The following is a 21,932-nucleotide window of genomic DNA, read 5'->3' on the forward strand; positions in this document are numbered from 1 at the left end:
CTCAAAATTAGCCGTTGATCGCCGCGACGATCTTCTTGGCCGCATCGTCCAAGTCGTCAGCCGCCGTGATCGCGAGACCCGACTCGTTCAGGATCTTCTTGCCGAGCTCGACATTGGTGCCTTCAAGGCGCACGACGAGCGGAACCTTGAGACCGACTTCCTTGACCGCGGCAATGACGCCTTCAGCGATGACGTCGCACTTCATGATGCCGCCGAAGATGTTGACGAGAATGCCCTCGACCTTCGGGTCTGCGGTGATGATCTTGAACGCCGCAGCGACCTTCTCCTTGCCGGCGCCGCCGCCGACGTCGCAGAAGTTGGCCGGCTCCTTGCCGTATAGCTTGATGATGTCCATCGTCGCCATGGCGAGGCCCGCGCCGTTGACCATGCAGCCGATATTGCCGTCGAGCGCGACGTAAGCGAGGTCCCACTTGGAGGCCTCGATTTCCTTGGCATCTTCTTCGGTCTCGTCGCGCAGCGCCCGGACGTCGTCGTGACGGAAGAGCGCATTGCCGTCGAAGGACATCTTGGCGTCGAGAACGCGCAGATGGCCATTCTTCATGACGATCAGCGGATTGATTTCGAGAAGCGACATGTCCTTCTCGTTGAAGGCCTTGTAGAGCAGCGGGAAGAGCGACTTGGCGTCTTCTGCGGCAGCACCTTCGAGCTTGAGAGCGGCGGAGATCTTGGCGACGTCGGCAGCCGTCACGCCGGCTTCCGGATCGATGGCGATCGTCTGGATCTTCTCGGGCGTATCGTGGGCGACGGCCTCGATGTCCATGCCGCCTTCAGTGGAGACGACGAAGGCGACCTTGCCGACCGAGCGGTCGACCAGCAGCGAGCAGTAGAGTTCGCGCTCGATGTCGGCGCCGTCCTCGATATAGAGGCGATTGACCTGCTTGCCGGCTTCGCCGGTCTGCGCGGTCACCAGCGTGTTGCCGAGCATCTCCTTGACGTTGGCAACGACGTCTTCGATCGACTTGGCGAGACGTACGCCGCCCTTGGCTTCCGGCGACAGTTCCTTGAACTTGCCCTTGCCGCGGCCGCCCGCATGGATCTGGCTCTTGACCACGTAAAGCGGGCCGGGAAGCGACTTGGCAGCCGCCTCGGCTTCTTCAACCTTGAGAATTGCCACACCCTCGGCAACCGGCGCGCCATAGCCCTTCAGCAGAGCCTTGGCCTGATATTCATGAATGTTCATGGGTCTATCCCTGTTTCGATTACTTCAGCGCCGATTACTTCAGGGCAGGCGCGATGTTGATGCAGGCCTCGCAAAGACCGGCGACGGCGCCGACAGACTTGTCGAAGGCTTCCTTCTCGGTCTTGTTGAGGTCGATCTCGATGACGCGCTCGACGCCGCCGGCGCCGATGACGGTGGGTACACCGACATACATGTCCTTGACACCGTACTGGCCGGTCAGATGGGCGGCGCAAGGCAGGACGCGCTTCTTGTCCTTGAGGTAGGATTCGGCCATTTCGATTGCCGAGGCAGCCGGCGCATAATAAGCGGAACCTGTCTTCAGCAGGCCGACGATCTCGGCGCCGCCATCACGGGTGCGCTGGATGATCTCTTCGAGGCGCTCCTTGGTGACCCAGCCCATGGTGACGAGGTCGGTGAGCGGAATGCCGCCGACCGTGGAGTAGCGGGCGAGCGGCACCATCGTATCGCCGTGGCCGCCGAGAACGAAGGCGGTCACATCCTGAACGGAGACGTTGAATTCTCTGGCGAGGAAGAGACGGAAGCGCGAGGAGTCGAGAACACCGGCCATGCCGACGACCTTGTTGGCGGGAAGACCCGAAAACTTCTGCAGCGCCCAGACCATGGCGTCGAGCGGGTTGGTGATGCAGATGACGAAGGCGTTCGGCGCGTATTTCTTGATGCCGGCGCCGACCTGCTCCATGACCTTGAGGTTGATGCCGAGAAGATCGTCGCGGCTCATGCCCGGCTTGCGCGGAACGCCGGCAGTGACGATGCAGACGTCGGCACCCTCGATCGCCGAATAATCGCTGGCGCCGGTCAGATTGGCGTCGAAGCCTTCGACCGGAGAGGACTGTGCGATGTCGAGACCCTTGCCCTGGGGAATGCCATCGGCAATGTCGAAGAGGACGATATCGCCCAGTTCCTTCAGGCCGGCCAGATGCGCCAACGTGCCACCAATCATGCCAGAACCAATGAGTGCGATCTTATTACGCGCCATTTCGCTGTTTCCTTTGCGATCAAATTCGTCGAACGACGCTGCAAGGCCGCTCAATGACGCAATCGCATAGACCTAAAGGCTAAAAATGGCAATCCATTAATTTTGATGCAGCGTTTTCAATCGTTTAGATACAAAAATTCTTACGTAAACGTAAGATGTTTTGTCACTGGATTGTTACTCCGCGGCCCGCTTTTCATGGTGCAGCGCAAGATATTCGGCGCTCCGCATCTCGAACAGTCGCGACGCCGTGCGATCGAATTCAAAGCCTTCGGTGCCCCGGCGATGGACGAGCAGGTTCTCCGGCAACGCCGCCGCGGATATGTAAAGCCGCACGGCATGATCATAGAGCGTATCGACCAGAATGATGAAACGCTTGATCTGGTTCCGCTTCTCCGGCCCGAGCAAGGGAACGTGATCGAGAAAGATCGTATCGAAGTGTTCGGCGATGGCCAGGAAGTCGGCGGCCCCGAGCGGCTTGTCGCAGAGATCCGCGAAAGAGAAGCGCGCCATGCGGTCGGCGGCAAGCGGCACATGGATGGAGCGGCCCTTCATCGGAATATCGAGCGGCTTCGCCTTGCGCCCATGCAGCGCCTGCGTCCAGGACGCCTCCATCGCCATGTCGTTATGTTCGCTGATCGGCACGAGATAGACCGGTTGGCTATTCTGCTTCTCCATCCGGTAGTCGGTCGGCGAATCCAGCGTGACGACATCGACATGCTGCTTGAGCAGAGCGACGAAGGGCAGGAACAGGCCGCGATTGAGCCCATCCTTGTAGAGATTGTCCGGCTCGACATTCGAGGTCGCGACCAGCACGCATCCCCGCGCGAAGAGTTCGGAAAACAACCGCGACAGGATCATCGCGTCGGCAATGTCGGTGACGGTGAATTCATCGAAGCAGAGCAGTTCCGCTTCCTCGTAGAGGGCTGCGGCGACCGGCGGCATCGGATCGGCCTGCTTCGTCTCGCCGTTCTTGAGCTTCAGCCGGTGTGCCGCGATACGGTTGTGCACATCCGCCATGAATTCGTGGAAATGCGCCCTGCGCTTCTTCCTGCACGGCGCCATGGCAAAGAACATGTCCATCAGCATGGTCTTGCCGCGTCCGACGCTGCCGTGAATGTAAAGCCCCTTGATGCCGTCGGCGGCTTTCTTCTTCTTGGCAAACAGCCAGCCGAGCGCGCTCGCTTTGGCCGCCGGCCGCAACTGCTTCAGCCCGGCAAGCACCCGATCCAGGCTTTTGGCCACGTCCATCTGGGCGGAATCGACCTGCAACGCACCGGCAAGCGTCAGCGATTTAAGCTGTTCGCAAACGCTGAGCGTATAATCTGGCATTGGCTGCATGAGGGCACGTCCGCCTGTCAGTCATCAGCGGCGCGCCGCCGGATCGTTTACCGCGCGGTTGGTTTACCGGCTGAGGCTGATCTGCTGACCGGTATTCGTCTGGCCCTGGAAGCGATTGTCGGCTGTCTTGTAGACGCTGCCGATCTGGTTGCCCGAACGATCCTTGAGCAGCACCTGCTTGCCCGCGACCTCCCAGGAGCCCATCGCCGTCAGCTCGCCGACGCAACCGCGCGTGCCGCCACGCGACCCGCTGCCGAGATTGGTGAGCGTCAGGAACATATCGCAGCTGCCATTGACGCGCCAGCTTCCGACCATTGATTCCTTGGTGACGTCGAGCGCATTCGCAGCCATGGCGCCGGACTGTGCCCCAGGCATCGGTGCCGTCGCCGTCGGCGCGGCCGGGAACTGCGAGCTGCCGGTCGGCGGCGGAAGCTGACCGCCCTGGACGGACGGGACAGGCTGCGCCGTCAACGGCGCCGGTCCGGCGTTCGAGTTGGAGCTGTAATCATATGCCGTACGCTGACAACCGGCTAGCGCGAGAGCCACCACCAGACCTGTCATCGCATATCGCAACTGCATCATCATACTCCTGAATTCGGCTATCGCCGCAAAGAACGGGCGTGAGACAAGTTCGATTATCGTAATTCGCTTTGGTTAATCAAGTCGGGTTGCAGAAATTGCCCGTGACAACACCTAACCGAAAAACGATACAGTTCAACTGCCCTGCTGCAAAACTTCCTGCACATAGAATTTGTCAGCAAGGTGTTGCGCACGCTCATCTCTGTCAGGATTTCTGCCAAACTCCCGCAATGTCTCGGAATAGTGCTCGAACGAGCTGCGCAGAAATAACCGCACCGGCTCCGGCGGCAGACCTTCACCCATCTCACGGGTCCGCTTCTTAACATGCACGAGATCGAGAATCGCCGCCCGCAATATAGATAAAGCGGCAATCATAATCGCTGTCGGGAGACGGAAAGCCCCAGGCGCGGCTGCCGCTTTCGATCGCCAGACCGATGCGGATGCCCTGCTCGCGAACCGAGGCGAGCCGCGACCTGATCTCCGCGACGGCTGCGGGATCGAAGCCGTCCAATCCGCCGGTGGCATGCATGCCGATCAGACCCGGCGCTCGACCATCATCTTCTTGATTTCGGCGATCGCCTTGGCCGGGTTGAGGCCCTTCGGGCAGGTCTGCGCGCAGTTCATGATCGTATGGCAGCGGTAGAGGCGGAACGGGTCCTCGAGATTGTCGAGACGTTCGCCGGTCGCCTCGTCTCTGGAGTCGATCAGCCAGCGATAGGCCTGCAGCAGAACGGCCGGACCGAGATAACGGTCGCCGTTCCACCAATAGCTCGGACAGGAGGTCGAGCAACAGGCGCAGAGGATGCATTCATAAAGGCCGTCGAGCTTCTGCCGGTCCTCATGGCTCTGCTTCCATTCCTTAGCCGGAGACGGCGACACCGTCTTCAGCCAGGGCTCGATTGAGCGATGCTGGGCGTAGAAGTTACTGAGATCGGGCACCAGATCCTTGACGACGGGCAGATGCGGTAGCGGATAGATCTTCACCGCGCCGGTAATATCGTCGAGGCCCTTGGTGCAGGCAAGCGTGTTGGTGCCGTCGATGTTCATCGCGCAGGAACCGCAGATGCCCTCGCGACAGGAGCGGCGCAAGGTCAGCGTCGGGTCGATCTTGTTCTTGATGTAGAGCAGACCGTCGAGCACCATCGGGCCGCAATCGTCGACATCGATGTAGAAGGTGTCGATCGACGGGTTCTGGCCATCGTCCGGGCTCCAGCGGTAGACGCGGAACTCGCGGGTGTTGGTCGCACCCGCCGGCTTCGGCCAGACCTTGCCTTCGCGCATCTGAGAATTCTTGGGGAGAGCGAGTTCAACCATATCCGGTTCCTCTTGAAATCAGTACACGCGAGCTTTTGGCTCGATCTTATGCGGATCGATGCCTTCGGCGATGAGCTCGGTGTGAACAGGGCGATAGTCGAGCTTGACGTCGCCTGCCTCGTTCACCCAGGCAAGCGTATGCTTACGCCAGTTGACGTCGTCGCGGCCGGCGAATGCACCCTCGGTATAATCCTCGCGAGCGTGCGAACCGCGGCTCTCCTTGCGGGCCTCGGCGCCGTAGATCGTCGTGATGGCGTTGGCCATCAGGTTCTGCAGTTCGAGCGTTTCCACCAGGTCGGAGTTCCAGACCATCGAACGGTCGGTGACCTTGATGTCCTGCATCTCGCCCCAGATCGCCGAAATGCGCCGGCAACCGGATTCCAGCGATTCCTGCGTGCGGAACACGGCCGCATCTTCCTGCATGGCGCGCTGCATCTTCTCGCGCAGCACAGCCGTCGGCGTGCCGCCGCTGGCGTGACGCAGGCCGTCGAAGCGGTCCATGATCTTGTCGCAGGCCGCGACGTTGAGATGCGGGATGGGCGCCGCGCGGTCGATGACTTCGCCGGCGCGGATCGCGGCGGCGCGGCCGAAGACCACGAGGTCGATCAGCGAGTTGGAGCCGAGGCGGTTGGCGCCGTGCACCGAGGCGCAGCCGGCTTCACCGACCGCCATCAGGCCGGGAATGATCCGCTCCGGATTGGCGCCATCGGCGTTCAGCACTTCGCCCCAGTAATTGGTGGGAATGCCGCCCATATTGTAGTGAACGGTCGGCAGAACCGGGATGGGCTCGCGCGTGACGTCGACGCCGGCGAAGATCTTGGCGCTCTCGGAAATCCCCGGCAGGCGCTCATGCAGAACGGCCGGATCGAGGTGGTCGAGATGCAGGAAGATGTGATCCTTGTTCTTGCCGACGCCGCGGCCTTCGCGGATCTCCAGCGTCATGCAGCGCGAAACGACATCGCGCGAGGCAAGATCCTTGGCCGAAGGCGCATAACGCTCCATGAAGCGTTCACCCTCGGAGTTGACGAGGTAACCACCTTCGCCGCGCGCGCCTTCCGTGATCAGACAGCCCGAACCGTAGATTCCGGTCGGGTGGAACTGCACGAATTCCATGTCCTGCAGCGGCAGGCCGGCGCGTGCCACCATGCCGCCGCCGTCGCCGGTGCAGGTGTGGGCCGAGGTTGCCGAGAAATAGGCGCGGCCGTAGCCGCCGGTCGCCAGCACCACCATCTTGGCGGCGAAGCGATGGATCGTACCGTCATCGAGGCACCAGGCGACGACACCGGTGCAGCGGCTGCCGTCCTCAGACATGATCAGGTCGAGCGCGAAATATTCGATAAAGAATTCGGCATTGTTGCGCAGCGACTGACCGTAGAGCGTATGCAGGATGGCGTGGCCGGTGCGGTCGGCAACGGCGCAGGTGCGCTGGACTGGCGGGCCTTCGCCGTAATTCTGCATGTGGCCGCCGAAGGGGCGCTGGTAGATCTTGCCTTCCTCGTTGCGCGAGAACGGCACGCCGTAATGCTCGAGCTCATAGACCGCCTTCGGCGCTTCCATGGTGAGATACTGCATGGCGTCGACGTCGCCGAGCCAGTCGGAACCCTTGACCGTATCATAGAGATGCCACTGCCAGCTATCCGGTGTCATGTTGCGCAGCGAGGCGGCGATGCCGCCCTGGGCCGCAACCGTGTGCGAGCGGGTCGGGAACACCTTGGTGATGCAGGCGGTGCGGAAACCCTGCTCGGCCATGCCGAGGGTGGCGCGCAGACCCGCGCCGCCGGCGCCGACGACGATCACGTCATAGGAGTGGTCGACATATTTGTAGGCTTTGCCATTCTGGGCGGGTGAGGTCGGTGCCATATCGAGCTTATCCTACGAATGCGATTTTCAGAATGGCGAAGAGACAGAGGCTGGCGATCACGATCGCAAAGAAGGTGTTCAGCATCAGCAGAGCGATCTTGCCGAATTCGCCATGCACGTAGTCTTCGATGATGACCTGCATGCCGAGCTTCATATGGATGACGCCCGATATCACCATCAATCCCATGACAACGGCGACAAAGGGGTTCGACAGGGCGCGAACCACGTCCGCATAGGGCGCGCCGGCATAGGTGATCATGAAGATTACGAAGAAGAGGATCAACGGAATATTGGAGACCGCGGTCAGCCGCTGACGCCAGAAATGGCTCGTGCCTTCCTTGGCGGAGCCGAGCCCGCGAACCTTGCCGAGGGGGGTGCGCATATCCATGAGAGGACCTTCAGAAGCGAATGAGGAAGCCGATCACCCAGACCAGCACGGTCAGACAGAGCGACCCGATGATGTTGGCGATGGCGAGTTTGGTCGAGACTTCCTTCTCGAAGCCGTAGCCGAGATCCCACATGAGATGGCGCAAACCGCCGAGCATGTGGTGCAGCAGCGCCCAGGTATAACCGAGCAGCACCAGCTTGCCGAGAAGGCTTCCGAGCACCCAATTGGCCCAGTCATACGACGCTTGGCCGCTTGCCGCCGCGATCAGCCACCAGGCGACCAGCAGCGTGCCGACATAGAGCGCACCGCCGGTGATGCGGTGGACGATGGACATGACCATGGTGGGAATAAGTTTGTAGACTTGCAAATGCGGCGACAGGGGCCGGTTATTTGTCACGTTCGCCATCAGAACCTCGCGGCGGCTTCTCTGCGCTCCCGGATTTCGGAGCATGCTCAGTCAACCACACGAATGACAAAATTCTCTGTGTGCGTTGCATCAATTGCGACGTTTACTCACCGGAAAGCCCGACGACAAGCACAATCGCTGTGCGCTATTAATTTAATCGATTCGGGTTGCCGCGAAGTTTGCGGGCGGGAGAAGCTCCAGAAAGGTGCGAAGCGGCCTTCCACCCGGAATTCCGTAAGAACAAAAGGTTAAGGGCGGTTCTGCGCCTCGGCGAAGAGGCTGAACCGTCCCAACGAAACTCGGCTTAATATTTATGCCGTTCCTTCCAGGCGCATGGACAAGCAGCGGCTTTTGGCGCAATCTGGCATTAACGATTTGTTAACGATCGGGAATTCCGGAGGCCGACATCCATGTTTCGCAGTCTGTCTGCAGTCGCCCTGCTTGGGCTCTCCGCGCTTGTCGCCTTGCCTGCCGCCGCCGGCGAGCGCCGTTTCGATCATCGCTTTGCCGATCATCGCTTCCTTGGCCACCGCCACGTCTTGCACAATGGCTTGCTTCTCGGCCAACGCCTCGGCTGGCGCGATCGCGGCATCCGTTTCGACAGCGCCTATATTCGCCGACCCGGCAGGGAGCGTATGCCGTTCCTGAAGCAGTTTTCGTCCCCGGCGACAAATCGCGTTGCCCGCAGCAGCCTGGTTATCTTCGCGCCCCAGCCGCCGGGTGGCGGCAGCGGCGACACCTATGCCGGCTCCTATGCCTATCAGATCGATGGCGGGACTTATGTCGGCGGCAATGGCTATGGCTATGGGTATTATTCGGGCGCACGGCTCGCGCCCCAGGCGCCGAATGCGAAGGTCATCGACGTCGGCGTCCAGGACGATCCCTGCAGCTACGAGGCCAATGTCTGCGTGATCCGGCCTTAAGATCTTGAGCCGAAGCGCCAGACCGTCGTCTTCTTGATTTCGCTGTCCTCCAGCGCCCGCGTCACCGGCACCTGATAGGCCGCACAGAATTCCAGCTGTTCCCGTGGCAGATAGCTTCTCCCGGGATCGCCGACCAGAACCAATATGCCTTCCCCCGTCAGCCTCGTCAGCCAGGGAACGAGCGCATCGGCGAAGACACGGTCGTAGAAGACGTCGCCGGCAAGCACGACATCGGCGGCGATATCCTGTCCGATCAGATCGGCGCCGGTAAATCCGAGAAAAACGCCGTTGGCCCTGGCGTTCAGCCGGATCGCCGTCTCCGCCCAGGGATCGATATCGGCGGCCGTCACCTCACGCGCACCGGCCATCATCGCCGCAATCCCGACGAGGCCGGAGCCGCTGGCAAAATCCAGCACGCGCTTGCCGCGCACCATTTCCGGATAATCGAGAATGTAGCGCGCCAGTCCCTGCCCGCCCGCCCAGGCGAAAGCCCAGAAAGGCGGCGGCAGACCGATCGCTTCCAGCTCTTCCTCCGTCTTCAGCCAGAGCTCATGCGCCTCGCTGGCCAGATGGAGCGAAATTTCCGGCACATGCGGCGGCGCCATCAGACTGGTATTGGCGCGGATGAAGGCTTCCGGATCGGTTTTCAACGCGGGGGATTGTCGAGCCCGCCCATGCGGCAGACTTCGGCCCACTCATCGTCGGTGACCGGCTGCACGGAAAGGCGCATGGAGGTGACGAGCGACATCTTGGTGAGCTTCTCGTTCGCCTTGATGTCGTTCAACGTCACCGGCTTCGGCATGTCCATGACGGCGCGGATATCGACGCAATCCCACTTCGGATCGCCTTTTGCGGTGGAGTCGGGATGCGACAGCGCTGCGACTTCGACGATGCCGACGATCTCCAGCCCGTCATTGGAATGGTAGAAGAACCCTTTGTCGCCGATCTGCATCGCCCGCATGTTGTTGCGCGCCAGATAGTTGCGCACGCCGGTCCATTCCGTGCCCTTTTCGCCGGCGGCCTTTTGCTGCTCCCAGGACCAGGAGGCAGGTTCGGATTTATAAAGCCAATGCGCCATGCTCACGCCTCCGGCTTGTTGAAGACCCAGTTGAAGGGCTTGATATCGACGCTTTCGAACAAACCGGCCATGGCGTAAGGGTCGGCGTCGGCCAGCGCCTTTGCCTCTTGCGCCGTCTCCGCCTTGACGAGCACCAGGCTGCCGCAGGCTTTGCCCTCGTCGTCAAGGAAAGGCCCGGCCATGGAAAGCTTGCCTTCGGCATTGAGCTTGTCGAGATAGGCAAGATGCGTCGGCCGCGTCTCCAAACGAACGTTCAGATGTCCCGGCTTGTCCTTGCAGAGCAGGGCGAAAAGCATGTCTATTCTCCTATTCGGTGGTGATTGGACGCGTCATCAACTGCTCGATGGCGTCCGATATATCGAGCCTGCCGTCGATGATGGCGGAAACGGCGTCGGTGATCGGCATGCTGATCGAAAGCTCCGCGGCAAGCCGCGAGGCGACCGAGGCGGCAAGCGCGCCTTCCACCAGCGCGCCCTGCAGCGGATCGGCCTTTTCCCCGCGCCCGAGCGCAATGCCGAAGCGCAGGTTGCGCGATTGATGGCTCGTTCCCGTCAGCACCAGATCGCCGAGACCCGATAGCCCGCGCACCGTATCCGCCTTCCCGCCTTTGGCGACGACGAAGCGTGACATTTCCGCGAGCCCGCGGGCAATCAGCGCCGCACGGGCGGATTCGCCGATGCCGCGGCCTTCGACGATGCCGCAGGCGATCGCCAGCACATTCTTGAGCGCACCGCCGAGCTGCACGCCGATGCGGTCGCTGGAGGCATAGAGCCGGAAGGTCCGACCTGATATCGCCTGGGCGAGCCGCTCGGCAGTCTCCATATCCGCCGCCGCGATTGCCATCGCCGTCGGCAGGCCCTTGGCGATATCGGCAGCAAAGCCCGGACCCGAGAGCACCGCGATCGGATGGTCCGGCAGTTCCCGCTCCAGCATGTCGGTCAACAGCTTGCCGGTCGCCCGCTCGATGCCCTTGGCACAGGTGACGACAATGGCGTCTTTCGACAGATATGGGCCATAATGCCGCGCCGCATCCGCCTGCGCCTGCGAGGGCATCGCAAAAAGCACGATGGAGGCGCCGGCGATCGCCTCCGCCTCCGCGGCAAATTCGAGCGATTCCGGCAGAACAATGCCGGGGAGCACGGCATCATGCAGACGTTCGCTCTTCAGATCGGCCATCAGCGATGGATTGCGCCCGACGAGCGTCACTGTGCTGCGACCGGCAAGGGCGATGACGGCGGCAAGCGCCGTGCCGAAAGCGCCCGATCCGACGACGGCGATCCTTTCGCTCATGCCTTGGCTCCTCTCTTTCCAAAGCCGATCAGCCTTTCCGCATTGGCATCGAGCGGCCAGCGCGAGCGCGGCTGGACGTCGAGTGCATCCGGGACCGCACCCGTCGCCATCCGCTCCAGCCCTGCCCAGGCAATCATCACGGCATTGTCGGTGCAGAGGCTCAGCGGCGGCGCGATGAAGCGGAAGCCGTTCTTGTCGCAAAGACCCTGCAGCGTCGCCCGCAGTTCGAGATTGGCGGCGACACCGCCGGCAACGACGAGCGCCGGTTTTTCCTGGTTGACCGGAAACTCGGCCTTGAAACGCTGCAGGCCGCGGCCGATGCGGTCCTTCAGCGTGCGTGAAATCGCCCGCTGGAACGAAGCGCAGATATCCGCCACGTCCTGATCGCTGAGCGGCGCGATCTCCTGCGCCGCCTGCCGCACCGCCGTCTTCAGACCGGAGAAGGAGAAATCCAGCCGCGCCTCGCCGACCAGTGGCCGCGGAAAATCGAAGCGATCGGCGTTGCCGTCCCGCGCCATGCGTTCCACTGCCGGGCCGCCGGGATAGGGCAGGCCGAGCAGTTTTGCCGTCTTGTCGAAGGCTTCGCCGAGCGCGTCGTCGATCGTCGTGCCCCAGCGCTCATAATCTCCGACGCCGCGCACCAGGATGAGCTGGGTATGGCCGCCGGAGACGAGCAGCATCAGATAGGGAAAGGAAAGCCCGTCGGTCAGCCGCGCCGTCAGCGCATGGCCTTCGAGATGGTTGACCGCATAGAGCGGCTTGCCGGCCGCCCTTGCAATCGCCTTGCCGGTCATCAATCCCACAAGCAGCCCGCCGATCAGCCCCGGGCCTGACGTGGCGGCGATGGCGTCGACATCAGCCAGCGACACATTGGCGCGCTTCAGCGCCTCCTCGATCAACTCGTCCAGCGCCTCGACATGGGCGCGCGCGGCGATCTCCGGCACGACGCCGCCATAGGCGCTGTGCTCGTCGAGCTGGGAAAGCACGACGTCGGAGAGTATCCTGGAATGGCCCTCCGCATCGCGCTCGACGATCGCCGCGGCGGTCTCGTCGCAGCTCGTCTCGATGCCAAGGATGCGCAGAAAGGGAACCATAAGGCCTGTTCGTTCATTGCGATGGGGCCGAAACCCGTTTACGAGAACTCCGGTAACAACGGAACAGAGCGGATGCAAACAAAACCTTTCCGGATCGGCACGCGGGGCAGCCCGCTGGCGCTTGCCCAGGCGCATGAGGCCCGCGACAGGCTGATGGCGGCGCATCACCTGCCTGAAGAGATGTTCGAGATCGTCGTGCTGTCGACCAAGGGCGATCGCATCACCGACCGGTCGCTGGCTGAAATCGGCGGCAAAGGCCTCTTCACCGAGGAGCTCGAACAGAAGCTCGTCTCAGGCGAGCTGGATTTCGCCGTGCACTCCGCCAAGGACATGCCGACGCACCTGCCGGACGGCCTGCATCTGTCCGCCTTTCTGCCGCGCGAGGATATCCGCGACGCCGTCATCGGCCGCACCGCACCCAAACTGATCGACCTGCCGCATGGCGCCACCGTCGGCTCCTCGTCACTGCGCCGCCAGGCGCTGATCCGCCGCATGCGACCCGACATCAACGTCATAGTCTTCCGCGGTTCGGTCGAAACCCGGCTGCGCAAGCTCGAAGAAGGTCAGGTGGACGCGACGCTGCTGGCGCTTGCCGGCCTCAAGCGCCTCGGCAAGGTCGAAGCGCTGACCGATATCCTCGACCCCGACGCCTTCCCGCCGGCGCCCGCCCAAGGGGCAATCTGCATCGAGAGCCGGATCGGCGATACGAGGATCGACGAGCTGCTGGCATCGGTCAACGATGCCGCGACCTTCGACACCGTCTCCTGCGAGCGCGCCTTCCTCGCTGCTCTCGACGGCTCCTGCCGCACGCCGATCGCCGGCTATGCCGTCTGCGAGGGCGACCTGATCCGCTTCTCCGGCCTGATCCTCACGCCAGACGGCCGCAGCCAGCATGCGGTGACGACGGACGGCCACCGCCGCGATGCGGCCGCACTCGGCACCCGCGCCGGCCAGGATGTGCGCGCAAGAGCCGGCAGCACCTTCTTCGACGACTGGCACTGAAGCAGCCATGCGTGTGCTTGTCACCCGCCCCGCGCATTCAGCGACAAGAACAGCACAACGTCTGCGCGATATGGGCCACGAGCCTCTGCTGCTGCCGCTGCGCCGGCCACAGCACGACAGTGCCGCAGCCGCGGCCGCGCTCGAAGCCACCAGCGGCGCGATCGCGGTGACCAGCGCCGAAGCCGTCAGGGTCGCATCCGCGCTCGGCGAGAAACTTCGTCCGCATCTTGTCCGCCCGCTTTTTGCGGTCGGCGAGATGACGGCGCAAGAGGCGCGCGGACTCGGCTTCCGTTCGGTCGCCGCGTCCGCAGGCAACGGCCGCGATCTCGCCGATCTCATCGCCACGCAGGGAGCGGAGGAGTTGCTCTACCTCGCCGGACTGCCGCGCGCCGAAACCTTCGAAACAAGATTGCGCCAACTCGGCATCCGCTTTTCGGTCGCCGAATGCTATCGCATGACGCCGGTTGCTCCGAGCCCGGCCGAGATCGAAGCTGTCTTTTCCGGCGGCTGCCCTAACGCCGTTCTCTTCTATTCCCGGCAGACGGTGGAAGATTTTTTTCGCCTGGCGGAGCTGCGATCAGCCCTGTCGGGACACCGCGAAATCCACCTTCTCTGCCTGAGCGAAACGGTGGCGCAGGCCATTCCGATGTCCCTGAAAAAAACTGTGGCGATTTCATCCATGCCGGATGAGCAAAGTCTTTTGTCGCTGCTTTGAAGGCTTTTGAGCCTTTCCTGGTCAGATTGAAGCATTCTGCCGGAGCAGGTTTTCGTCAGGGCAGAGGCGATTGGCGACGGGCATACCCCAAGGTACGTCCGAGCCGATCGCCTCTGATCCTGGCGGAAACATGCCCGGCCCACCGGCCGCACCGCTTCGCCGTGGCGAAGCGACAAGTGCGTCCGGCGATTCCAAAGTCTTGCAGTTTTGCCACGCAAATCTGCGGGAGGGTTGGCTGAAACGGGCCGGCTGATCGACCGGCCGGCTTGGCCGTGGAGCTTGGCTACGACGCGCGCCGGCCGGTCGACCCTCCGACTCCGTTTGAGCCAACAGAATGCTTCAATCTGACCAGGAAAGGCCCAAACCGCCCAAATTTGATCTAACCTCTTCCCTTAATTGGCATCACTGTCTAGTTTCGTTGCAATGCAGGATAAAGAGGACCTCATGGTATCGGGAAACCCGCCACGCCATTCGAAGAGCGCCGATGAGCCGGTCACGATCGACCTCGATGCACAGGACTTCGCCTCCGAAGCCGATACCACAAAGCCGGTGAACAACGATGCCGGCGACGCCGACAGCCCCCCTGCGGATCTTGGCCCGGCGCCGGAAACCGAAGCGGCGTCGCAGCCTCAACCTGAAAGCAAGCCCGAATCGGAGCCGGAGGAGGAGACGCCGGCAGTCGCCGAACCTTCCTTCACGCCCCCTGCCGAACAGCCCGCGCCGCGGGGCGCCGGCACCTCCGGTCTTATCGCCGCCGGCATTTTCGGCGGCCTCGTGGCGCTGCTTGGCGCAGGCGTCATTCAATATGCCGGTTACCTCCCGGGTTCCTCCGCGCCTGAGACCACCTCGCCCGAGGTGGCCGATCTCTCCGGCGAGATCGACGGCTTGAAACAGACCGTCGCCAACCTTGCCGCCAATCCCGCAAACACGGGCGACGGCGCGCTTGAGACGCGGATCGCCGCGCTGGAAACGGCTGCGAAGAACTCCGCGGCGGGGCCATCGGCGGATCCGGCAAATGTCGAGGCTCTCAACCAGAAGGTTGCGGAGCTCAGCAGTCAGGTCGATCAGCTGCGCTCGATGCTTGCCCAGTCCTCCGACCAGCAGACGAGCAGCGATGCCGATATCGCCAAGCGCCTGGCCGAGGCCGAAAAGAAGCTCAACGAGCCGCGCGAGGATGTTGCCGTCGCGCGGGCGATCGCGGCAGCCGCCCTGAAGGCAGCGATCGATCGCGGCGGGCCGTTCCTGGCCGAGCTGGATACCTTCGCTGGCGTCGCACCCGACGATCCTGCCGTTACGGATCTGCGCGCTTTTGCCGAGACCGGCGTTCCCTCACGCGCCGAGCTGATGCGTCAGGTTCCCGACGTTGCCAACGCCATCATCGAATCGATCAATCAGCCGGATCCAAACCAGAGCTGGTCGGATCGGCTGATGGCGAGCGCAAAATCACTGGTGACGGTCCGACCCGTCGGCAATATCGAAGGCGAAAGCGTTGAGGCGATCGCCGCCCGCCTGGAGGACAAGGTGAAGAACGGCGATCTGCCCGGCGCTTCCGCCGAATGGAACAATCTGCCGGCTGCCGGCAAGCAGGCCTCCGCTGCCTTCAAGCAGTCTCTGGAGGCGCGCATCCGTGTCGAGGAGCTGGTTGGCGGGGCGCTGTCGAAGGCGGTCGCCGGCGCCGGCAAGGAAGGGTGAGACCATGACCAGGCTTGTCATCTTCGCCCTGCTCGTCCTGCTTCTCGCCTATGGCTTTTCCTGGTTCGCCGATCGTCCCGGCGACATCTCGCTGATCTGGGAAGGCCAGATCTACCAGACGAAACTGATCGTCGCCGTCAGCGCGATCATCGCCCTCATCGCCGCCGTGATGATCGCGTGGTGGTTCGTCCGGTTGATTTGGACTTCGCCGCATTCGGTGACCCGCTATTTCCGCGCCCGCAAGCGCGACCGCGGCTATCAGGCGCTGTCGACCGGCCTAATCGCTGCCGGCGCCGGCAATGCATTGCTCGCCCGCAAGATGGCGGCTCGTTCGCGTGGCCTCATCCGCGCCGATCAGGAGCCGCTGATCAATCTGCTCGAGGCCCAGGCCGCACTGATCGAAGGCCGCCATGATGAGGCGCGCGCCAAGTTCGAAGCCATGGCCAACGACCCGGAAACGCGGGAGCTTGGCCTGCGCGGCCTCTATCTCGAAGCCCGCCGCCTCGGAGCCAACGAGGCCGCCCGCCAATACGCCGAAAAGGCCGCCGACAATGCACCTTATCTGCCTTGGGCCGCCCAGGCGACCCTCGAATATCGCAGCCAGGCTGGCCGCTGGGACGATGCGATCCGACTGCTCGAACAGCAGAAGGCCGCCCGCGTCGTCGAAAAACCCGAGGCCAACCGCCTGCACGCCGTGCTCCTGACGGCACGCGCCGCCGAGAAGCTGGAAGGCAACCCGGCCGGCGCCCGCGACGACGCCCTGCAGGCGCTGAAGTTCGCCGCCGATTTCGTTCCGGCCGCTCTCATTGCCGCAAAGGCACTGTTCCGCGAAGGCGGTCTGCGCAAGGCCGCTTCGATCCTCGAACAGGTGTGGAAATCGGCGCCTCATCCCGAGATCGGCCAGACCTATGTCAGAGCCCGCAGCGGCGATTCCACGCTCGACCGGCTGAAGCGCGCCGAACGCCTGGAAGCGATGCGCCCGAACAATGTCGAATCTCTTCTCGTCGTCGCCCAGGCGGCGCTCGACGCGCAGGAATTCGCCAAGGCGCGCGCCAAGGCGGAAGCGGCGGCGCGTATTGAACCGCGAGAAGCCGCCTTTCTGCTGCTCGCCGACATAGAGGAAGCCGAGACCGGCGACCAGGGCCGCGTGCGCCACTGGCTGGCCCAGGCACTGAAAGCCCCGCGCGATCCCGCCTGGGTGGCGGATGGTTTCGTCTCCGACAAATGGCTGCCGGTGTCGCCGGTCACGGGTCGTCTCGACGCCTTCGAATGGAAGGCGCCCTTCGGTCAGATCGAGGGGCCGCTCGAAGAAGGGTCGGCGCCCGCCTCGATCGAAACGGCTCTGAAGACCCTGCCGCCGCTGCGTGACGTCAGGCCAGAGAGCCCGGTCAACGATCATCGCATCATCGAACTGGAACGCGCCGCGACGATCGCCGAGGCCGTGCGCCCGGCGCCGGCACAGTCACCGGCACCGGCAAAGCCGAAACCGGCCGAATCCACCGCCAGCGACAAAGCGCCAGCACCGAACGAAACAAAGCCCTTTTTCGGCGGATTGCCGGATGATCCCGGCGTTCGCGATCCCAGGACGGAACCGGAACCCAAGACACGGCTTCGCCTTTTCTGACACGGAACGAAACCCGCATGTTCGAACGCTTTCAGGCATTCTTCCAGAAGCTCACCGCCGATCGTCCAAAGAAAGGTTTTGCCCCCGATGACCCGCGCATCGCAGTGGCAGCACTCTGCATGCAGGTGATGGAAGCCGACGGTCAGATCAAGGCTAGTGAAAAGAAGCGGCTGCGCAAGCTCTTGAAGGAGCAGTATTCGCTCGACAGCAAGCAGCTCGATGCTTTGATGGCCGCCGGCCTCGAAGCCGAAAGCTCCGCCGTCGACTATTATCGCTTCACCGCCGACCTGAAACGCCATCTCGATACCGAGCAACGGCTGGAGCTGATCGGCATTCTCTGGGACATCGTTTACGCCGATGGCGAGCGCAGCGAGATGGAAGACCATGTCATCTGGCGTATCGCCGATCTGCTCGGCGTCTCCTCACGCGAACGCATTCAGAAGCGGCAGGAGGCGGCCGCCAGGGTCACGGATATCCAGGTTGCGCAAGATGATGCCGACTGAGCAAAATCCGGGCCGCGACCGGCGCCCGATCCTTATCGTCCTGCATCAGGAGCGGTCTAGTGCCGGCCGTGTCGGGCAATTGCTGGTCGAAAAAGGCTACTGCCTCGATGTCCGTCGCCCGGTCCTCGGTGATCCGCTTCCGACGACGCTCGCAGACCATGCCGGCGCCGTCGTCTTCGGCGGACCGATGAGCGCAAACGATCCGGATGACTTCGTCAAGAAGGAGATCGACTGGATCGAGGTTCCGCTACGGGAAAAACGCCCTTTTCTCGGTATCTGCCTCGGGGCCCAGATGCTGGTGCGTCATCTCGGCGGCAAGGTACAGCCGAATGCCGACGGCTCGACGGAGATCGGCTGGTACCCGCTGCACCCGACCGAGAAAGGCCGCCTGCTGATGCACTGGCCGAAGATGGTCTATCATTTTCACCGCGAAGGTTTCGAGCTGCCACACGGCGCCGATCTGCTCGCCGAAGGCGATGCCTACCCGAACCAGGCCTTCCATTACGACGGCAACGCCTGGGGCCTGCAGTTCCATGCCGAACTCACCCGAGTGATGATGCATCGCTGGGTCGTGCACGGCGCGCATCGCTTCATTCTGCCGAACGCCCAGCAGGGCCGCGAACACCTCGAAGGCCGCATGCTGTTCGACGCGCCGCTGAGAGCCTGGCTGACAGAATTCCTCGATCTCGTCTTCGAGGGAAAGTCGGCGAAGGCGACACCGTCTATCGCTCTGCGAGCATAATCCCGTTTAGTGGTCAGGCGGGCGCGTCGAGCGTGTCGATCCTGCGCAGCTTCGGGAAACTTGAAGCCCAGATCGCCGCGACCGCCAGTGTTCCGAGCCCGCCGATGACGACTGCCGGCACCGCGCCGAAGACCGATGCCATCGTGCCCGCCCTGAACTCTCCAAGTTCGTTGGAAGCGCCGACGAAGACCATGTTGACCGCATTGACCCGCCCGCGCAGCTGATCCGGCGTCCAGAGCGCGATCAAGCTCTCGCGCACATAGACCGACACCATGTCGGCCGCGCCCATCAGCGCCAGCGCTGCGATCGAAATTTCTGTATTGGACGAGGCGCCGAAGATGATGGTGCCGACACCGAACAGAGCGACGCCGATGAACATATAGAGGCCGGCGCGGTGTTTCAGCGGATAGGCGGCGAGGAAGATCGCCATGACGATGGCGCCGAGCCCCGGTGCTGCCCGTAGCAGTCCAAGGCCCCAAGGGCCAAGCGTCAGAATATCGCGGGCGAAAATCGGCATCAGCGCCGTGGCGCCGCCGAGCAGAACGGCGAAGAGATCGAGCGAGATCGCGCCGAGCACGACTTTTTCGGCGCGGATGAAACTGAAGCCGCCGAGGATCATCGCCCAGCTCTTCGCCTCACCCGTCGTCTTCTGTTCCGGCTTCGGGATCATGAAGAGGAGAGCCGCCCCGAGGACGGAAAAGATGACCGCCACCGTATAGGCGGTCGTCGCACTGACCCCATAGAGCAGGCCGCCGATTACAGGCCCGGTGATCGCCGCAAGCTGCCAGGACGATGAATTCCAGGCGATCGCATTGGAAAGGGCGCGCTCGGGCACGAGGTTGGGTGCGAGAGACTGCACCGCCGGCGACATGAAGGCGCGCTCGATCCCGAAAATCAGAAGCACCGCAAAGACCGGCCAGGGCGCGAAGGTTCCCGTCGCCGTCATGACGAGCAGCGCCAGCGTGCAGAGCGCGCTCACCAGAGAGCAAAGAGCGGCGATGGCCCGGCGATTGTGCCGATCGGCGATCGAACCGGTCACGAGAATGAGCAGCAGCGACGGCAGGAACTGTACGAGCCCGATCAGGCCGAGATAGATCGCCTTGCCGGTCTGGTCGTACATCTGCCAGCCGACGGCAACGCTGACGATCTGTTGCGAGAAGGAAAGCAGAAAGCGCGCGAAGAAGAAACGCGTGTAGGACGAATGCCGAAACGCGGCGAAACGGTCTCCGGTAGGCGAAAACGACATGGGGCCCTGTCCGAGGAAGCGGGCGCGCCGGAATGGCTGCGAGGCCGCCCGTTAAACATGATCTGCCATGCGTTTCGACACGGCACTTGCCCGTTTAGTCGCCAATGTCTACATGTCTGTCAACAACCAATTGGAGACGACGATGTTTGCCTTGTTTCAAACCATTGATTTGGTTTTGAATATTTACACCTGGATCCTGATTGCCAGTGCCGTTTTCTCCTGGCTCTATGCGTTTAACGTCATCAATTCCAGCAACCAGTTCGTCAATTCGGTCGGCATGTTCCTCTACAATGTCACCGAACCCGCGCTGAAGCCGATCCGCCGTCTGCTTCCGAATCTCGGCGGCATCGATATTTCTCCGATCATCCTGCTGGTGATCATCTTCTTCCTGCGTACCTTCCTTTGGACTACGCTATACCCGCTGGTCGCTTGAGCCCTCCCTGGAGATTTTCCGGCGATCAGCTGCGCCTGGCCGTTCGGTTGACGCCGAATGGCGGGCGTGACGCGATCGATGGCGTCGAAGCGGATGGCGACGGCGAGACCCTGTTGAAGGCGCGCGTCACATCAGTGCCCGAGAAGGGCAAGGCCAACAAGGCGCTGATCCTTCTGATCGCCCGGTCGCTGCGCATTCCGAAATCCAGCATCAGCCTCGTCTCCGGCGAGACGGCGCGTAAAAAAATCCTCCGGATTGAGGGCGACCCGGAGGATTTGGTAAAAAAGCTCGAAGCGTTATTGGGCTGAGGGTTCAGCCCTTCGCCTTCTTGGCCCGCTCGACGGCCTCGATGATGAGCTGGCCGGCTTCCTTGGAATCGCCCCAGCCGAAGATCTTCACCCACTTGCCGGGCTCCAGGTCCTTGTAGTGCTCGAAGAAATGCTCGATCTGCTTCAGCGTGATCTCCGGAAGATCGGTAAAGTCCTTCACCTTCTCGTAGCGCAGCGTCAGCTTCGGCGACGGCACGGCAATGATCTTCTCGTCCTTGCCGGAATTGTCTTCCATCTTCAGGACGCCGATCGGACGCACGTTGATGACGCAGCCCGGAACCAGCGGTCGGGTGCTGGCGATCAGCACGTCGATCGGGTCGCCATCTTCAGACAGCGTGTGTGGTACGAAACCGTAATTGCCCGGATAGGTCATCGGCGTGTAGAGGAAACGATCAACGACCAGCGTGCCGGCATCCTTGTCCATTTCATACTTGATCGGATGACCGCCAACAGGAACCTCGACGATAACGTTGACGTCTTCAGGTGGATTATTACCGATTGAAATGGCGTCGATGCGCATAGGATACTCCCGCGGGGTTGAATTGCTCGAAGCCAGATAATCAGTTTCATCTCGCAACGCAACACGGCAGATCACCGATGCGTGATGACACAGGCGTGATGCCGCAAAAACTTTAGAGGAGAGGTGTGCGACGCTCGAGCAGGCCGATCAGTTCCAGATGAAACCGATCTTCTTCAACTGCTTGTGATCGAAATTTTCCATGCCTTCGCAGAAATCGGTCCCGCCATGATGGCGGTAGAAGCGGCTGGCGGCCTCGTTTTCTTCAAGGCACCAGACGACCAGCCCGTTGCAGCCGAGCGACTTCAACAGCCGGCGCGCCTCGCCGAACAGCATGTGGCCGAGACCGATTCCCTGATATTGGGGGCGAAGATAAAGCTCGTAGATTTCACCTTCCTGCGGCAGGGCGCGGGCACGGTTGAGACCGAGCGTCGCATAACCGGCGACTGTCCCTGCCACATCGAGAACCAGCAACGTCGCGGGTCCGCGTGTTGCCTTGCGCCACCAATTTTCGCCGCGTCGCTCGATCATCTGCGTCAGCGCGCGATGCGGAATGATGCCCGCATAGGTGTGTTGCCAGGCGAGCCTGTGCGTTTCCGAAATGGCTCGGGCATCGTGCGGTTCGGCCCGCCGGACATCGATCGACAACGTCTTCATAACG

General features: G+C 62.4%; 26 protein-coding genes and 1 pseudogene. 9 read left to right on the forward strand and 18 right to left on the reverse strand.

The window, feature by feature from the left end:
- Positions 1-7: 7 nt before the first annotated feature.
- The 10 genes and pseudogenes from sucC to sdhC form a co-directional block, all read right to left on the reverse strand.
- The gene (gene sucC / locus HJB91_RS11100; protein WP_097598164.1) at positions 8-1,201 is read right to left on the reverse strand and encodes an ADP-forming succinate--CoA ligase subunit beta; all 1,194 of its coding nucleotides are present in this window, start codon (positions 1,199-1,201) and stop codon (positions 8-10) included.
- A gap of 34 nt (positions 1,202-1,235) precedes the next feature.
- Positions 1,236-2,198 carry a malate dehydrogenase gene (gene mdh, locus HJB91_RS11105; RefSeq protein ID WP_210632957.1) on the reverse strand — a complete coding sequence of 321 codons (963 nt, stop codon included), beginning with the start codon at positions 2,196-2,198 and terminating at the stop codon, positions 1,236-1,238.
- Positions 2,199-2,372: 174 nt separating this feature from the next.
- Complete coding sequence (zapE, locus tag HJB91_RS11110) at positions 2,373-3,536, reverse strand: cell division protein ZapE (RefSeq protein WP_210632958.1); 1,164 nt, start codon at positions 3,534-3,536, stop codon at positions 2,373-2,375.
- 63 nt (positions 3,537-3,599) lie between these two features.
- Positions 3,600-4,115: a protease inhibitor Inh/omp19 family protein gene (locus tag HJB91_RS11115; protein WP_088391343.1), complete on the reverse strand. Its 516-nt coding sequence runs from the start codon at positions 4,113-4,115 to the stop codon at positions 3,600-3,602.
- A gap of 135 nt (positions 4,116-4,250) precedes the next feature.
- The gene (locus HJB91_RS30635) at positions 4,251-4,418 is read right to left on the reverse strand and encodes a hypothetical protein (RefSeq protein ID WP_247241794.1); all 168 of its coding nucleotides are present in this window, start codon (positions 4,416-4,418) and stop codon (positions 4,251-4,253) included.
- 49 nt (positions 4,419-4,467) lie between these two features.
- Positions 4,468-4,644, reverse strand: a pseudogene (locus tag HJB91_RS30640) (DNA polymerase beta superfamily protein); the annotation flags it as partial.
- 5 nt (positions 4,645-4,649) lie between these two features.
- Positions 4,650-5,429, reverse strand: a complete 780-nt coding sequence (locus HJB91_RS11125; protein ID WP_210632959.1) for a succinate dehydrogenase iron-sulfur subunit — start codon at positions 5,427-5,429, stop codon at positions 4,650-4,652.
- An 18-nt stretch (positions 5,430-5,447) separates the two neighbouring features.
- Complete coding sequence (sdhA, locus tag HJB91_RS11130) at positions 5,448-7,289, reverse strand: succinate dehydrogenase flavoprotein subunit (RefSeq protein WP_210632960.1); 1,842 nt, start codon at positions 7,287-7,289, stop codon at positions 5,448-5,450.
- A gap of 7 nt (positions 7,290-7,296) precedes the next feature.
- Positions 7,297-7,677: a succinate dehydrogenase, hydrophobic membrane anchor protein gene (sdhD, locus tag HJB91_RS11135; protein ID WP_221102543.1), complete on the reverse strand. Its 381-nt coding sequence runs from the start codon at positions 7,675-7,677 to the stop codon at positions 7,297-7,299.
- Between the two features lie 10 nt (positions 7,678-7,687).
- Complete coding sequence (gene sdhC / locus HJB91_RS11140) at positions 7,688-8,083, reverse strand: succinate dehydrogenase, cytochrome b556 subunit (protein ID WP_168296584.1); 396 nt, start codon at positions 8,081-8,083, stop codon at positions 7,688-7,690.
- A 410-nt stretch (positions 8,084-8,493) separates the two neighbouring features.
- Between sdhC and HJB91_RS11145 the strand changes: the two genes are divergently transcribed.
- The gene (locus HJB91_RS11145) at positions 8,494-9,006 is read left to right on the forward strand and encodes a hypothetical protein (RefSeq protein ID WP_221154730.1); all 513 of its coding nucleotides are present in this window, start codon (positions 8,494-8,496) and stop codon (positions 9,004-9,006) included.
- Here HJB91_RS11145 and HJB91_RS11150 read toward each other — a convergent pair.
- The 5 genes from HJB91_RS11150 to tsaD are packed head-to-tail and all read right to left on the reverse strand — an operon-like array spanning position 9,003 to position 12,468.
- Positions 9,003-9,656, reverse strand: coding sequence for a methyltransferase (locus tag HJB91_RS11150; RefSeq protein WP_210632963.1), 654 nt, complete (start codon positions 9,654-9,656; stop codon positions 9,003-9,005). The genes HJB91_RS11145 and HJB91_RS11150 overlap by 4 nt on opposite strands.
- Positions 9,653-10,084, reverse strand: a complete 432-nt coding sequence (locus tag HJB91_RS11155) for an EVE domain-containing protein (protein ID WP_221154733.1) — start codon at positions 10,082-10,084, stop codon at positions 9,653-9,655. The genes HJB91_RS11150 and HJB91_RS11155 overlap by 4 nt, the downstream gene beginning before the upstream one ends.
- 2 nt (positions 10,085-10,086) lie before the next feature.
- The gene (locus HJB91_RS11160) at positions 10,087-10,380 is read right to left on the reverse strand and encodes a YciI-like protein (RefSeq protein WP_210632965.1); all 294 of its coding nucleotides are present in this window, start codon (positions 10,378-10,380) and stop codon (positions 10,087-10,089) included.
- Between the two features lie 10 nt (positions 10,381-10,390).
- Positions 10,391-11,374: an NAD(P)H-dependent glycerol-3-phosphate dehydrogenase gene (locus HJB91_RS11165; protein WP_210632966.1), complete on the reverse strand. Its 984-nt coding sequence runs from the start codon at positions 11,372-11,374 to the stop codon at positions 10,391-10,393.
- Positions 11,371-12,468 carry a tRNA (adenosine(37)-N6)-threonylcarbamoyltransferase complex transferase subunit TsaD gene (gene tsaD, locus HJB91_RS11170; protein ID WP_221154735.1) on the reverse strand — a complete coding sequence of 366 codons (1,098 nt, stop codon included), beginning with the start codon at positions 12,466-12,468 and terminating at the stop codon, positions 11,371-11,373. Before tsaD ends, HJB91_RS11165 begins: the two co-directional genes overlap by 4 nt.
- A gap of 72 nt (positions 12,469-12,540) precedes the next feature.
- Between tsaD and hemC the strand changes: the two genes are divergently transcribed.
- The 6 genes from hemC (at position 12,541) to HJB91_RS11200 (ending at position 18,746) form a co-directional block, all read left to right on the forward strand.
- The gene (hemC, locus tag HJB91_RS11175) at positions 12,541-13,470 is read left to right on the forward strand and encodes a hydroxymethylbilane synthase (RefSeq protein WP_221122937.1); all 930 of its coding nucleotides are present in this window, start codon (positions 12,541-12,543) and stop codon (positions 13,468-13,470) included.
- Positions 13,471-13,477: 7 nt separating this feature from the next.
- Complete coding sequence (locus HJB91_RS11180; protein ID WP_221154737.1) at positions 13,478-14,185, forward strand: uroporphyrinogen-III synthase; 708 nt, start codon at positions 13,478-13,480, stop codon at positions 14,183-14,185.
- A gap of 423 nt (positions 14,186-14,608) precedes the next feature.
- Positions 14,609-15,877 carry a COG4223 family protein gene (locus HJB91_RS11185; RefSeq protein WP_210632970.1) on the forward strand — a complete coding sequence of 423 codons (1,269 nt, stop codon included), beginning with the start codon at positions 14,609-14,611 and terminating at the stop codon, positions 15,875-15,877.
- Positions 15,878-15,881: 4 nt separating this feature from the next.
- Positions 15,882-17,501 (forward strand): heme biosynthesis protein HemY, encoded by a 1,620-nt coding sequence (locus tag HJB91_RS11190; RefSeq protein ID WP_210632971.1) that lies wholly within the window; start codon positions 15,882-15,884, stop codon positions 17,499-17,501.
- A gap of 17 nt (positions 17,502-17,518) precedes the next feature.
- A complete protein-coding gene (locus HJB91_RS11195) occupies positions 17,519-18,004 on the forward strand; it encodes a TerB family tellurite resistance protein (RefSeq protein WP_085860640.1) in 486 nt (161 codons plus the stop codon).
- Complete coding sequence (locus HJB91_RS11200; RefSeq protein WP_210633045.1) at positions 17,994-18,746, forward strand: glutamine amidotransferase; 753 nt, start codon at positions 17,994-17,996, stop codon at positions 18,744-18,746. Before HJB91_RS11195 ends, HJB91_RS11200 begins: the two co-directional genes overlap by 11 nt.
- Before the next feature lie 13 nt (positions 18,747-18,759).
- Here the strand turns inward: HJB91_RS11200 and HJB91_RS11205 are convergent, their stop codons facing one another.
- A complete protein-coding gene (locus HJB91_RS11205) occupies positions 18,760-19,992 on the reverse strand; it encodes an MFS transporter (RefSeq protein WP_210632972.1) in 1,233 nt (410 codons plus the stop codon).
- Between the two features lie 142 nt (positions 19,993-20,134).
- On the opposite strand from HJB91_RS11205, the gene HJB91_RS11210 reads away from it, so the two are divergent.
- On the forward strand, positions 20,135-20,425 hold the full coding sequence (locus tag HJB91_RS11210) for a YggT family protein (protein WP_011427104.1): 291 nt from the start codon (positions 20,135-20,137) through the stop codon (positions 20,423-20,425).
- Entirely contained in the window at positions 20,422-20,733 is a 312-nt protein-coding gene (locus HJB91_RS11215; protein WP_210632973.1) for a DUF167 domain-containing protein, read from the forward strand. Before HJB91_RS11210 ends, HJB91_RS11215 begins: the two co-directional genes overlap by 4 nt.
- A 4-nt stretch (positions 20,734-20,737) precedes the next feature.
- On the opposite strand, the gene ppa is transcribed toward HJB91_RS11215, so the two are convergent.
- Positions 20,738-21,274: an inorganic diphosphatase gene (gene ppa, locus HJB91_RS11220; RefSeq protein ID WP_210632974.1), complete on the reverse strand. Its 537-nt coding sequence runs from the start codon at positions 21,272-21,274 to the stop codon at positions 20,738-20,740.
- Positions 21,275-21,421: 147 nt separating this feature from the next.
- Positions 21,422-21,928, reverse strand: coding sequence for a GNAT family N-acetyltransferase (locus HJB91_RS11225; RefSeq protein WP_221154738.1), 507 nt, complete (start codon positions 21,926-21,928; stop codon positions 21,422-21,424).
- Positions 21,929-21,932 lie beyond the last annotated feature (4 nt).

This window comes from Rhizobium sp. NLR10b (assembly GCF_019685435.1).
In the GTDB taxonomy this organism is placed as follows: domain Bacteria; phylum Pseudomonadota; class Alphaproteobacteria; order Rhizobiales; family Rhizobiaceae; genus Rhizobium.